Annotated in this window: 14 protein-coding genes; 2 read left to right on the plus strand and 12 right to left on the minus strand. The window is 68.0% G+C overall.

The window, feature by feature from the left end; all coding sequences use genetic code 11:
- Positions 1-59: 59 nt before the first annotated feature.
- Together DEQ67_RS12145 and DEQ67_RS12150 are read right to left on the minus strand one after the other, a co-directional pair.
- Positions 60-1,142, minus strand: a complete 1,083-nt coding sequence (locus DEQ67_RS12145) for an archaeosine biosynthesis radical SAM protein RaSEA (RefSeq protein ID WP_006601270.1) — start codon at positions 1,140-1,142, stop codon at positions 60-62.
- A 78-nt stretch (positions 1,143-1,220) separates the two neighbouring features.
- Positions 1,221-2,054, minus strand: coding sequence for a DICT sensory domain-containing protein (locus DEQ67_RS12150; RefSeq protein WP_004062710.1), 834 nt, complete (start codon positions 2,052-2,054; stop codon positions 1,221-1,223).
- A 130-nt stretch (positions 2,055-2,184) separates the two neighbouring features.
- On the opposite strand from DEQ67_RS12150, the gene DEQ67_RS12155 reads away from it, so the two are divergent.
- Both DEQ67_RS12155 and DEQ67_RS12160 read left to right on the plus strand, forming a co-directional pair.
- Entirely contained in the window at positions 2,185-3,264 is a 1,080-nt protein-coding gene (locus DEQ67_RS12155) for a hypothetical protein (protein ID WP_115803049.1), read from the plus strand.
- Positions 3,265-3,390: 126 nt separating this feature from the next.
- Entirely contained in the window at positions 3,391-5,322 is a 1,932-nt protein-coding gene (locus DEQ67_RS12160) for an aldehyde ferredoxin oxidoreductase family protein (RefSeq protein WP_004062712.1), read from the plus strand.
- 42 nt (positions 5,323-5,364) lie between these two features.
- On the opposite strand, the gene DEQ67_RS12165 is transcribed toward DEQ67_RS12160, so the two are convergent.
- The 10 genes from DEQ67_RS12165 to DEQ67_RS12210 all read right to left on the minus strand — a co-directional run bounded on the left by DEQ67_RS12165 (position 5,365) and on the right by DEQ67_RS12210 (position 12,991).
- Complete coding sequence (locus tag DEQ67_RS12165; protein WP_115891456.1) at positions 5,365-6,084, minus strand: hypothetical protein; 720 nt, start codon at positions 6,082-6,084, stop codon at positions 5,365-5,367.
- Between the two features lie 75 nt (positions 6,085-6,159).
- Positions 6,160-6,498 (minus strand): AzlD domain-containing protein, encoded by a 339-nt coding sequence (locus DEQ67_RS12170; protein WP_004042073.1) that lies wholly within the window; start codon positions 6,496-6,498, stop codon positions 6,160-6,162.
- Entirely contained in the window at positions 6,499-7,194 is a 696-nt protein-coding gene (locus DEQ67_RS12175; protein ID WP_004042072.1) for an AzlC family ABC transporter permease, read from the minus strand. It lies immediately after the preceding gene.
- A 36-nt stretch (positions 7,195-7,230) separates the two neighbouring features.
- Positions 7,231-7,701 (minus strand): hypothetical protein, encoded by a 471-nt coding sequence (locus tag DEQ67_RS12180; protein ID WP_008575287.1) that lies wholly within the window; start codon positions 7,699-7,701, stop codon positions 7,231-7,233.
- The gene (locus DEQ67_RS12185) at positions 7,698-7,955 is read right to left on the minus strand and encodes a hypothetical protein (protein WP_004042070.1); all 258 of its coding nucleotides are present in this window, start codon (positions 7,953-7,955) and stop codon (positions 7,698-7,700) included. Before DEQ67_RS12185 ends, DEQ67_RS12180 begins: the two co-directional genes overlap by 4 nt.
- Position 7,956: 1 nt before the next feature.
- On the minus strand, positions 7,957-8,235 hold the full coding sequence (gene samp3, locus DEQ67_RS12190) for a ubiquitin-like modifier protein SAMP3 (RefSeq protein ID WP_004042069.1): 279 nt from the start codon (positions 8,233-8,235) through the stop codon (positions 7,957-7,959).
- A 276-nt stretch (positions 8,236-8,511) separates the two neighbouring features.
- Positions 8,512-8,865 carry a HalOD1 output domain-containing protein gene (locus tag DEQ67_RS12195; protein ID WP_309139231.1) on the minus strand — a complete coding sequence of 118 codons (354 nt, stop codon included), beginning with the start codon at positions 8,863-8,865 and terminating at the stop codon, positions 8,512-8,514.
- 282 nt (positions 8,866-9,147) lie between these two features.
- Positions 9,148-11,112, minus strand: a complete 1,965-nt coding sequence (locus DEQ67_RS12200) for an archaea-specific SMC-related protein (RefSeq protein WP_115860972.1) — start codon at positions 11,110-11,112, stop codon at positions 9,148-9,150.
- 35 nt (positions 11,113-11,147) lie between these two features.
- On the minus strand, positions 11,148-11,795 hold the full coding sequence (gene rdfA, locus DEQ67_RS12205) for a rod-determining factor RdfA (protein ID WP_004062717.1): 648 nt from the start codon (positions 11,793-11,795) through the stop codon (positions 11,148-11,150).
- Positions 11,796-11,986: 191 nt separating this feature from the next.
- Positions 11,987-12,991, minus strand: coding sequence for a DUF1616 domain-containing protein (locus DEQ67_RS12210; protein ID WP_006601265.1), 1,005 nt, complete (start codon positions 12,989-12,991; stop codon positions 11,987-11,989).
- Positions 12,992-13,001 lie beyond the last annotated feature (10 nt).

The following is a 13,001-nucleotide window of genomic DNA, read 5'->3' on the forward strand; positions in this document are numbered from 1 at the left end:
TGTACGCCCGCGCGAAGGCGAACGTCGGCGGTGGCGCTCAGTCGCGCGACTCGGCGCGCTTACTTCACGAGCGGCATGTTGTAGCTCGTCTCGTTGTCGAGGACGAACTCCCAGGTCGCCTCGCAGTCGCAGGACACCTGGTCGAAGACGCTCGGGTCCTGCCGGAGGTTGAAGTCCTTGACCGCCTTGAACACGAGTTCGTCGCAGTCGCCGCAGTTGTGCGCGCCGCGCTCTTGGCCGCCGCCGACGGGGTCGGAGACGACGATGGCGTCCACGTCAACCGTCTCGCGGAGCGCCTCTGCGACCGACCAGAGCCACGGCGGGCGGTAGCCGCCGTTGAAGAATAGCTCGTCGACCATCGTGTAGCGCTGGACGTTCGTCGGGTTCATCGAGACGGTGTGGCAGTTGTCGACCGCCGCACACCGGCGGATGGAGGACTTCATGTCGTCGAGCGCCTCGGGCTCCGAGAGGAACGGCGGCTTCATCAGGAGGTACGCCTTGACGCCGCCGCCGGCCGCGGCGGCCTCCTCGCAGGCGTCCTCGAAGTCCGCGAAGTCGAAGTACTTGTTCACGCAGTCGTGGCGGACGCGGTCGGTGGCGGTTTCGAGGCCGATTGCCACGTCGGTGTCGAGGCCGCGGTCGGTGAAGTCCGCGAGTTTCTCGCGCGTGACGAAATCCGGCAGCGACTCGACGACCATCCGGTCGCGGTCGGCAAACGTCTCGGCGATGGCGTCTCGGGTCTCGGCGGGCACCTCGCGCTCGTCGAGGAACGAGCCGGAGGTGTAAATCTTGATGAGCCCCGCCTTTTCGCCGTCGTCCATCTCCTCGGCCTCGTGGTCGAGACAGACCTGAATCTGGTCCATCAGCGCCTCGTGGGCGACGGTGCCGCCCTCGACGGACTCCGCGACGTAGCCGCACATCGTACAGCCGCCGGCGCGGGCCCACCGGCAGCCGCCGGTGTTGAGGATAATCGTCAGCGAGTCGTAGACGCCGTCGGGCGTGTTGTCCTCGTCTATCCACACCCGAGTGGGCTCGTGGGGGTCGTAGGTCTTCTGCTTTTGCGAACGGATGTCGCGCATCACCTTGTTGTGCGCGTCCATCCCGCGTCCCCGTTCGTAGACCTCGGGGCTCGGCTTACTCATTGGATACCCGTATCGGACGGGTGCGTAAAGCGGCTTCGTCTGGGGGCGGCGGGCGGCGGTCGCCGGCCCGTCCCGCCGTCACATGTTCCGCGAGATGTAGCGGTCGATGTCGGAAACGAGCGACGGCCGGAACGTCCAGTAGCCCTCCCAGCGCTTCGGCTCGGTCTCCAAGGCGAGGAGGGCGACGGGCTGGTCCGGTTCCACGTCGTCGAGACGCCCGTCGCTCGCCGCAGTTCGGTCGCCCGGTTCCGCCTCGACCGACTCGTCTTCGGGCGGCGTGTAGACGACGAACCACGAGTCGTAGAAGTCGTCCGTGTAGCCGCCGTGGGTCACGAGGTTCGAGTTGGTCGGCGGCGACCAGTCCGGGATGCCGTAGATGTGGGTCTGCACGTCGGTCGACGCGACCTTCTTGTAGACCGCTCGCGTCCCGCGCTCGTCTTCGATTCGGGAGAGTCGCTGGAACGACGACCGGAGCCTGCCGTTGCCGGCGCGCCACGCGTGGCGCTCGATGTACCGCGAAATCGCCACGAGGAGCAGTTTCTCCTTGTCCGATTCGGGATAGCCACGAAGCGAGAACGGCACGTCGTCGAGTCGGGTGAGCACCGACGGAAGTTCGAACTCGTCGAGCTTCGCCTGCCCCGTCTTGTAGAGGTCGGAGTTCACGAGGAGGACGGAGTTCATCACCTCCTCCAGCGGCGAGGTCGCGACGACCTCGTGCCCCTCGGCCGTCTGCTCGGTGAGCACGACCACGTCGTCGCCGCGCGCGTCGTCGGAGAGTTCGTCGACGTCGACCGGCTGGTCGGCGAACGTGGTTTCGAGCATCCGCTGTACGGGGTCGGGAGCCGAGCGATTGACTACCGAGAGCGACCGGCTCGCGGTGTCAATCGCGCCGAGGAAGCTGGCGAGTCCCATCGATTCGTGAGAACGACTGACCGCCGACGGAATAGCTGTTTTGGAGGCCGGTGTCGCGGCGGCGGAGCGCCGCGTCGCGGGGGGCGGCGGCCGCGACAGACGTTCATATGCGCCGCGCCCTATGAGGGGTATGGAGCGCCGCACGCTCCTCTCGCTTCTCGCGGGCGGCGTCGCCGGGCTCGCCGGCTGTGGGACGCCAGACGGAGAGACGGAGACGCCGACGCCCGAAGAGGGGACCGACGCGCCGACCGCGACGCCGACGCCCGAAGCGCGCGTCGAGCGGTCGCTGACGCTCTGGAACCCGACGCCGGACCCCGTGTTTACCACCGTCGTCGGCGTCCGCGACGGCCGCGACGTGTTCTTCGAGAACCGCGACCTCGTGCCCGGCGAGCGCGCCGCGCTGTCGGTGTCGGTGCCGACCGGGGAGACGGCGGTGCTCGTCGAGACGGACACCGGCGTGCGGGCCCGGTCGGAGTGGGTCGTCGACGCGGCGTTCGAGGGACTGGAGGTCGTCCTCGGCCGGGACGGCGCGGCGTTCTGGCAGACCGTCTCGTGCGACGCGCGAGGGGAGTGTTCGCTCGCGGCGGCGACCCCCGACGACGGGCCGCGAATCGACCTCCCGCTCGTCGGCGACGGCTCCGCCCGGTGGTACGCGCCCGCGGGCGTCGTCGTGGAGAACGCCGGTCCCGAGACGACCGCGCGGCTCCGCATCGACCTCGGGGACGCGTCGCTGGTCGACCGGGCGTACCGCGTCCCCACGGGAGCGCGGCTGTCGATTCCGGTGACGTACCGAAGCGGGACCTACCGCGTCGCCGTCGAGACCGACGAGCGACGCGTCGAGACGGCGTGGCCGGTGCCCGACCAGCCGACGAAGTACGTCGACGTGTCGAGCGGGACGACCGGCTGCGGCCCCGCGAACACGACGCTCACGGTCGCCAACCGCGACGACGAACCGCACCGGCTCTCGCTCCGGGTCGACGCCGCGGGCGGCGGCGAGTCGTTCGACCGCACGCTCGCGCTCGACCCCGACGAGGCCCGCGAACTCGTCCCCGTGACGACCTCCGGGCCGCACGCCGTCTCGGTGAGCCTCGAAACCGGCGCGGCAACCTCGGGAACGTGGTGGTCCTGTCCGCCGCGCGGCCCCGCGAGCGTCGTCGTCGACGCCACCGGAACCGTCTCGCTCCGGGCCGCCGGCCCGCAACCGGGATGAGTCGCACGGATTGCCGCAATCCCGAGACAGTCCGGCGTCGGCTCGCGTCGGCGTAACCTCGAACGGTTACGTCGAGGTGGGAATCACTAACCCGACAGCGACCGTATATAATCAACGAGGATTACAATGACTGAACTCGGTGGTTATCACGACAGGGTCGCTCGGGTGGACCTGTCGTCCGGCGACATCGCGTACGAGGGAATCGACGACGAGGACGCAAAGAAGTACATCGGGGCCCGCGGCCTCGGCGTGAAGTACGTCTTCGACCAGGGACCGGACGTGGACCCGCTCGGACCGGACAACCTCCTCGCGTTCATGACCGGCCCGCTCACCGGCACGCAGACCGTGATGAGCGGCCGAATCGCGGTCGTGACGAAATCCCCGCTCACGGGGACCGTCACCGACTCGCACCACGGCGGTTGGAGCGGCGCGCGGCTCAAGTGGTCCGGCTTCGACGGCCTCCTGTTCACGGGCAAGGCCGAGCGGCCGAGCTACGCCGTCGTCGAAGACGGCGAACTGACGCTCCACGACGCCGAACACCTCTGGGGTAAGGGCGTCCACGAGACAATCGAGGAGCTCGAAGGCGAGGTCGACGGGAGCCTCGGCAAGAACCTCTCGATAATGGCTATCGGCCCCGGCGGCGAAAACGAGGTCAAGTACGGCTGTATCGTCAACGAGGACGACCGCGCGTCCGGCCGCGGCGGTACGGGGGCGGTCATGGGCTCGAAGAACCTCAAGGCGATCGTCGTGAAGTCCGGCACGCGGATGCCGAAGCCCGCCGACGCCGACACGTTCAAGCAGGGCTACCAGCAGGCGATGCAGCTCATCCGCGAGTCCGAAGTCACCGCACCCAACGAGGGCGGCCTGTCGCTGTACGGGACGAACGTCCTGATGAACGCGGGCGAGGAGCTCGACGGCCTCCCGACGAAAAACGGGAAGTACACCTCGACCGCGGCGATGCGAGACGCCGAGGGCGCGGACATCGACTCCGAGCGCGTCTCCGGCGAGAACGTCCGCGAGAACATCCTCGTGGACGAGCCGACGTGTCACTCCTGCCCGGTCGCCTGTAAGAAGGAAGTCGAGGTGTCGGTGATGCACAAAGGCGAGGAGATGAACGTCCGCGGCGAGTCCTACGAGTACGAGTCCGCCTACGCGCTGGGCCCGAACTCCGGGCACACCGAGCGCGACGAAATCGCCGTCATGATCGACCGCTGTAACGACATGGGGGTCGACACCATCGAGGTGGGCAACATGATGGCGATGGCGATGGAGATGTCCGAACAGGGCAAGCTCGACGGCCTGAGCGAGCAGCTCGACTGGGGCGACACCGAGCGCATGATAGATCTCATCACCGAGATTGCGAACCGCGACGGCGACCTCGCGGACGCGCTCGCGGAGGGCGCAAACGGCCTCGCCGAGCGCTTCGACGCCCACGACAACTCGCTTGCCGTCAAGGGTCAGACCATCCCGGCGTACGACCCCCGCTGCATGAAGGGCATGGGCATCGGCTACGCCACCTCGAACCGCGGCGCGTGTCACCTCCGCGGCTACACGCCGTCCGCCGAGATTCTCGGCATCCCGGAGAAACACGACCCCCACGAGTGGCGCGGGAAGGGCGAACTCGTGGCGCTGTTCCAGGACATGCACGCCATCTCGGACTCGTTCGACATCTGCAAGTTCAACGCGTTCGCGGAGGGCATCGAGGAGTACGTCCTGCAGTACAACGGCATGACCGGCCGCGACGTGACCGAAGAGGAACTGCTCGAAACCGGTGACCGCATCTACACGTTAGAGCGGTACTACAACAACCTCGCCGGCTTCGACGGTGCCGACGACTCGCTGCCGGGACGCTTCGTCGAGGGCGACGAGGCGATTCCGGGACAGGGCGCGTCCGAGGGGCAGCTGTGCGAACTCGACGAGATGAAAGAGGAGTACTACGCCCGCCGCCAGTGGGTCGACGGCGTCGTCCCCGACGAGCGCCTCGACGAACTCGGAATCGACATCGGCCCCGGCACGGGCGTCTCCCGCGGCGACTCGCCCGCGCCCGCCGACGACTGAGCCGACGCCGTTCGGTCCAATCGGCTCCCGCGCGAATCCGAATCACGCCTTTTTCGACCGATTGCGAACCGCGGAGACGAGTCGCCCGACGAGCGACGCCACCGCCCCGCCGAGTCCGCCGAAGACGACGCCGTACACCAGCCCGGAGAACGCCCCCCAAAACGGGAGGCCGACGGAGTCGCCGTCGAGGTCGGTCGGGTGGAACCCGGTCGAACCGACGCGGACGAACCCCTCCGCGTTCGGGGGCACGTCACCGAGGCCGACGCGGGCGACGAGCGCGGTGACTGCGACGGCGGCGGCGAAGCCGACGGCGACGGACGACCCGGTGGCGAACCCCTCGGCGGGGCGTCGAGACCACGCCGTGAGGCGCGCCGTGACGACGCCGGCGAGAAAGAGGCAGGCGGGCGGGAGCGCGCCCAGCCAGTACCACGGGTCGGCGGGGCCGTCGAGTCCGTCGACGAGGTTGCGGAGGACGACCGCGCGACCGGGGCCGGTCGTCTCGACGAGGCGGACGGGCAGGCCCATCGCGCCGCCGAACGCCCAGACGGGGACGAACGGGGCCGGAACGAGCTTGCCGCCGGTCATCTCGGTCGCGGCGTCGAGCGTGGAAAACGGGCCGTCGGTGGCGAGGACGAGCCAGCCGGCGACCGCGACCGTGCCGACGGCGAACGCGGCGACGCCGGCGGCGAACCCGGTCGGCAGGAGAGGGCGACCCTCGTCGTCGCGGGGGAGCGAGAAGAGGCGCGGGAACGGAGAGGACATACGTGCGGTCGTGGTCGCCCGCGGGACGAGTATCTTGGGGGAGGCGACGGGTCAACGAACAGGGCTGACAGCGGCTCAGACGACGAACCGGAGGACCCAGAGCGCGCCCATGCCGACGAGGATGGTGGCGAGCACGCGTTCTGTGTACCACGCGGCGAGCGCGGCCAGCGCGCCCGCGACGAGTTTGTCGTTGCCGACGGAGACCGCGAGGTCGCCGGATGGAGCCAAGAGCGCGGGGAAGACGAGCGCGGCGAACACGGCCGCGGGGACGTACTCCAAGGCCGACTCGACCGCCGGCGGCACGTCGTCGATGCGGCCGAACAGGTAGATGAACGACCCGCGGATGGCGAACGTGAGGACGCCCGCGAGGGCGATGACGAGCCAGACGGTCGCCGAGTCGTAGCCGGTCGGCATTCAGGCATCGCCTCCGAGCGAGTCGACCGCGAGGCCGGCGAGGACGCCGACGACGGCCGCGACGATGATGTCGAGGTGGAACGGGACGCCCGCGACGACGACGCCGGTGGCGACGAGGCCGCCGACCAGACACGACGCGCCGGACGCGCGGTCCTTCAGCGTGGGGACGAGCAGGGCGAGAAAGACCAGCGGCGCGGCGAAGTCGAAGCCCCACTCGGGCGGGAGCCCGGAGCCGAGGAGCGCGCCGGCGACGGTCGTCACCTGCCAGACGAGCCACAGCGACGCGCCCGCGCCGACGTAGTACGCGAAGCGGTCGGTCTCGCCGTCGCGGCCGTAGCGAGCGATTGAGACGGCGTACGCCTGGTCGGTCAGCAGGTACGACGCGAGCGCCTTCGACCGGGCGGTCAGGTCGCGGAAGTAGGGCGCGATAGAGGCCGAGTACATCATCGTCCGCAGGTTGATGACGACCGCCGTGCCGACGACGATAGCCAGCGGCGCGTCCGCACCGAGGAGCTCTATCATGGCGAGCTGCGACGCGCCGGCGAAGACGACACTGGAGAACCCGAGGGCGTGCGCGACTGACAGCCCCTGCTCGACGGCCGCGACGCCGGCGACGAGGCCGAACGGCGCGATGCCGAGTTGGAGCGGCCCCGCGGCCCGGACGCCGTCGAGGAGGTCGGAGGAAACGGTTGGCATCTGTCGGTAGCAGGGCACCGTCCCCAAAATAGCCGTCTATCGTCGGGCGGATTGCCGGCTTTTTCCCTCCCGACTGACGACGGCGACCTCGCGGATTTCGAGCGCCGTCTCGAACTCGTCGCGGCGGTCGGCGTCCGCGCCGACCCGCCGGAGGTGTTCGGCGTGCGCCCGGCGGACGGCGTCGACCTCACGGTGGGAAAAGTCGAGGTCGAGCCCCTTCGTGTCCCAGTGGCCCAGCGGGACGAGATACACCGCCGCGTCGTCGTCCTCGTGGACGCACTCGAACCCCTGTGCGTACTCGGTCGCCCGCCCGTCGAGGTACGCCTGCGCCCGGTCGAGCAGCCGCGGCAGACTGCTGGCGGGGACGCTCGCCTTCGCGGCCGCGAGCATGATGGCCGTGCCGTCGATGGCACCCCCGCGGGGCGCGCCGTCGTCGCCGTCCGGAGCGAGGCGCTCGCTGAGTCGTTCGCGACCCGGCCGCCGGTCGCCGTCGGCCCCCACGGTCATCCCCCCGCGCGCATCGCCTTGCGGGCGAACCGCTCGACGAGGTCGTCGAGCGTCTCCTCGTCGCCCTCGAACGCGAGTTGCACTTCGGTGAGCTGGATACTGCTCGTTATCGTGACCTCCTCGGTCTCGATGTCGACGGCCCAGTCGGGACCGACCACGCGGCCGTCGCCGTCGGCCTCGCCGCCGAGCCCTTCGAGGTACTGAATCGCGAGGCGGGGCGAGATGCCGCGGAAGGCCCGCTGTCGGCGCGCCACGTCAGCCCCCCGCGACCGGCGGGAAGACGCTCACGGCGTCCCCGTCGTCGAGCGCCGTGGCCATCCCGTCGAGGTGGACCACCTCGCGCCCGTTTTTCAGCACGTTCACGTGCGGCTTGACCTCGCCGTCCTCGATGAGTCGGCCGGCGAGGCCGTCGTACTCCGCTTCCAGCGACCGGAGGACATCTCCGACCGTCGCGTCGTCGTCGACCCGCCAGTAGATGGACTTCTGACCCACCACCTCTCGAAACGTCGCGAAGAAGCGTAATTCGAGTTCCATACCCCTTGTCGGCGTCCACGAGACAAAAAGGTACGTCGCGGCGAGGACGCGGAGGCGTCTCACTCGCCGTTATTCGGGACAGTAATTCAAATAAACTGCAAGATTTCTGCCAGAAAGTTCTTAACTGATAACGTTGAGACCGCGTCCGGTGGTCTCGTTCGAACGAACATCTCAGACGACTTCGAGAGCGATTGGCGCGGGTCGAGGCGGCGAGGGCGAGCGGTCCCGCCGGCGACGCTCGACCCGTCACAGCGTCGTGCCGAACGACCCGGCAGATTACCGGCCCGCGTCCCGAACTTCGATGCGGCCGACGGACTCGACGGTGACGACGAAATCGGCGTAGTCGAATTCGAGCGAGGCACCCGAGACGCGCGGCGCGCCCGGCGTGTCGCGGCCGAACAGCGTATCGAGGGCGTCGGTGTCTACGTGGTCTGTGAGCGGCGGCAGGTCCGCGTCGCCGCGGGCGTGTTTGTCCACGGCTGCGGCGACCGCCTCAGAGACCGGTTCGGTACGCTCGCAGTCGTACCAAACACGCGTCGGTTCGTACTCAGTTCGTGTCCGTGTGTCAGATGTGATGATGGTCTCGTCCCCCCAGTATCGTCCGTCTGATACGTCGTCTCGATGTGTTATATTTCTTGCGTACTATCGGTATGTTCCCTTGATAGTGCCGTTCTAATGCAATACTGTGCTGGCGAGCGGGGACCGGCGACGCAGCGAACGCGCGTTCGGTGTCGTGGAAACGAGCGGACGGCTGGAAGAACGGAGAGAAGCGCGTGACCGAACCGAGAATCGACCGAAACGGGATGTGGGTCGGGACGGGACGAAGCGGAGCAGAATGAGACGATAGGACGAAGCGGAGACGCGGGAGACGCACCTAGCCCCTCGCAAGCTCGCGCTGTCAGGGCACGTCAGTCAGGCGGCCGGCGTCACGTCGGTGCCCCACGTGACGCGCCGGTACGACGCGTCGAGCGCCTGTGCGTCCTCCGGGAGGAGCGCCGCGACGAGGAACGTCGGGTACTGCTCGAAGTGGTCGACCAGCGCGGCGATGCGCCCGGCGTCGATGGCCTCGACCGAGTCGAGGAGCATGAACGGAACCTCCTCGTACACCTCGTGGACGAGGTAGCCCGCGAGGGCGAACACGAGGCCGACGACCTCGCGCTCGCTTTCGCTGAGGTGGTCGATGGAGTCTTCGTACACCGCGCCGGAGTCGGACGCGCGGACGATGTGGAGTTCGAACTGGGCTTTTTCGACCTTGCGACGCCCCTCGCGGACCCGACGTTCGACGCGCTCCAGCCAGACGCGCTCGATGTTGTCGTAGCCGAGGAGGTCGAGCACCGTCTCCATCTCCTCGTTGAACGACTCGACCGCCGCGGCCGTGAGCGACCGAATCCGGGTCCGTGCGGCTTCGAGCTCCTCGTTCACCTGTTCGCGTTCGCGTTCGAGTTCCTCGCGTTCGTCGAACCGGTCGTCGAGTTCGTCGAGTTCGTCGTGGACCGACGCGAGGTCGTCGCGCGTCCGGTCGAGAGCGAACTCGACTTCGTTGAGCTCTCTGTGGAGTTCGATGAGGTCGCCTTCCCCTCCGCTCTGTCCGCGGAGTTCGGACGCGTCGGCTTCGAGCGCGTCGACTTGTTCGGCGAGCTCCTCGCGCCGGTCGGTCAGCGACTCGATTTGTCCCGTTCGGCGGTCGAGTTCGTCTTCGAGCCGCCGGAGTTTATCGCGGAGCTTCCGGCGGTCGCGCTCGGCCTGTTCCGCCGCCCGCATCGAGCGTTCGAGCTCGTCGAGTTCGCGGCGGAGCTCGGCGCGTTCCTCGCGCTTTTCGTCTCTGACCTCGCGGAGCCGGTCGGTCGTCCCCCGAATCTGGTCGCGGTCGACCTCGGTGCCGCAGGTCCAGCAGGTGGTCGTCTCCGACGAGACGAGTTGGTCCGTCACCGAACCGTCGCCGTCCGCGCCCAGCGAATCCTCGACGAGACCCGCCTTCCCGTCGAGCACGTCTTCGGTGTACTGGACGACGGTCTGAAGCTCCGAAATCGTCGAGTTGAGCGACTCGATGCGCGACCGAACCGACTCGATTCGGTCGCTCGCCTCGCCGCGGTCGACCGCCTCGGCGTCGAACGAGTCGAGTTCCAACTGGAGTTCGGAGCGCTCCTCGCGGAGCGATTCGACGCTCTCGCGCTCGCTCTGGAGGCGGAAACGGACGCTCTCGAGGTCCGACCGCGCGGACTGGAGCTCCGAAAGCACCTCGTCTAATTCGGCTTGGTGCTCGCGTTGCGTCTCGACCGTCCGATCTTCGGCCTCGATTTCGGCTTCGATGTCGTCCCGCTCGGCTTCGAGCGCCTCGATTTCGGCTTCGAGGTCGTCGCGTTTCGATTCGAGCGACCGCCGGTCGGCGTCGAGCGAGTCCAGCGAGTCGAGTCGGCGCTCGACCTGCGTGCGACGCGACTGGAGGCGCTCGATTTCGGCCTCGATGGCATCGGTGTCGACCGGGGACATGATGACGTCGTAGAGGTCGCGCTCCGCGACGACCGCCCGCCGCGCCTCGTTCGAGCCGAGGAGGAACGCAAAGCGGTCCGCGGTCGCCGCGTCTCGGAGATAGGGCGTCCCGTCGGTCGAGACTGTCCCGTTCTCACGCGAGAGGAGGCGAGTGTACGTCCGGCCGTCGAGTTCGAGTTCGACCGACCCCTCGTCGGCGTCGCCTTTGAGGCTGATCGCGTCGCTCCCGCACGCACCCATGAGCGCCCGCAGGAACGACGTTCGGTTCGTCGCGTTGCGGCCGGTGAGCACGGTCACGCCGGGGTCGAGTCTGACGCGCCGCTCGTCGATACCGCCGATGTTTCGTATGCGTACAGTCGCCGCCTGAAGTGCCTCTGAATCGTTCATGTGTCGGATGTGGATGTGTTGGTGAGCCCGAATCGCTACTCGTCTCGCTCGCGTTCGCAGTCGCAGTGCCCGGAGGAGAGAAGCGCCGTCGGGGTCATTCGAGTGTCACAGTCGGTACAGGTGACTCTGATGTCGACTTCGACCTCGTACGCGCCGATGAAGACCCGCTCGGCCTTCACCAAGCGGTCGACGACGTCGATGGTCACGGTACGAAGTCGGGACCGGAGCTTTCGAATCGTCGCGAGTCCCGCCTCGGTGGCGTCCGTCTCGTCGTCGTCATCGTCTTCGCGTTCGACGTTTCGGTGTCGCTTGAGGTAGTTGTACACCGACTGGTAGGAGATGATGTCGGCCTCTAGCTGCTCGACATCGACGCCGCGTTCGCGGAGCGTGTTCCGCGCGTCGGTTCGACTCCCTGCGGTCACGTCGTCGCTGGTCAGGAGGCGGTAGAAGTTCTCCGCCTCCCCGTCGAGGACGTGTGCGCCGGCCTCATCGAGTGCGGCCCGGATGAGGCGCTTGTTCACGTCGCCTTCCAGTTCGCGGAGGCTCCGCTGCGCTCGGCCATCGCCGAGCCACGCATCGACGAGGTCGTCGCCGAGACCGTCGAGGCCGTAGCGATTCGCGATGCGTTCTATCTTCGGACCTCGGCCGCCGCGGCGGGAAACCGACCTTCCAGAGTCTCGCATTGTGACTTCGCCGGCGGAAGCTTAGCGTGCAGTACCCTAAACGTTACCCATGGATTATCAGACGTGATAAAACTAGAACACAAACGAGTTACACGATTTGAGTCCTCGTTCGTGCGGATTTCGAGGTGGAACGTCGAAATATCAGAAGGTGAGATAGCCGAGACCCACCCGACTGCGGTCGGTTTTTACCATCACTCCGCCCGAACTGTCACCCAGAGGTGGACTTCGCGGTAGGCGTTGTCCGCCGTCGGTGCCGCCGGCGGCGCGCCCTCGTAGAGGAGGTACGTCAGCCGCAGGCGCTCGCCCGTCATCGTCGGGCGGACCTCGTGCGGTTCGTGCCACGTCTCGTTGTGTTCGAGTCGGGGCGTGAACGTCCGAAGTCGCTCGGACTCCAGGACGGTCGTCGAGTTGTTCGACACCTCGACGCGCTGGAGCACGGTGACGACGGTGTAGTTCACCGTCCGGTGTTCTTGGTTGCCGACGCCGAGGACGAGCGACGCCGGCTCGCCGCGGACGAGTTCCTCGGGGTAGTTGTCGGCGGTGAGTTCGTCGTTCCCGTCTTCGGTCAGGAGGTACAGTTCGGTGAACGACTCGCCGTCTTTCGGCACCGCCACCGCGTAGCCGACGCTGGCGGTCGCGAGCACCACGCTCACGACGAGGACGACGTTCAGCATCGCGTCGGTCCGCGACGCCGGGTTGAACAGTTCGTCGCGCGCGGCGGCGAACCAGCGCTCGTACGGAACCACAAGCCGCTCGTCCTCGGGGAGCGCCGACCGCCGGGTCGCCGCGAACGCCGTCGCGACGAGCGTGAAGCCGCTCAGGGTGACGAGGATAGGACCGAGTCGAAGCCCCCACGGCGTGAAGTTGAGGACGAGACCGAGGAGCGGGACGACGGCGATGCTCGTTCCGAACGACAGCGCCACCCGTTCGATACCGTCGATACCGCCCATTCGGTCGCGGTCCTCGGCGTCTATCGGCGGGCCGCGCTCGGGAAACAGCGCCGCGATGAGCGCGTAGCCGGGGAGGAAAAGCGAGAACACCAAGCCGGCGATGTCCCGGAGCGGCGTCTCCGCCAGTCCGGGCGTGAGCGTCACGACGAGCGTGAGCGCGACCCCCGCGACGACGACCGCGAGGTCGGCCGGAAGGCTGCGGACAGGCTCGGGGAGGAACAACCGCCAGTCTCGGCGCTGCGACATCTACTCGAGG

The sequence above is a fragment of the Haloferax sp. Atlit-48N genome (assembly GCF_003383015.2).
Lineage (GTDB): Archaea > Halobacteriota > Halobacteria > Halobacteriales > Haloferacaceae > Haloferax > Haloferax volcanii.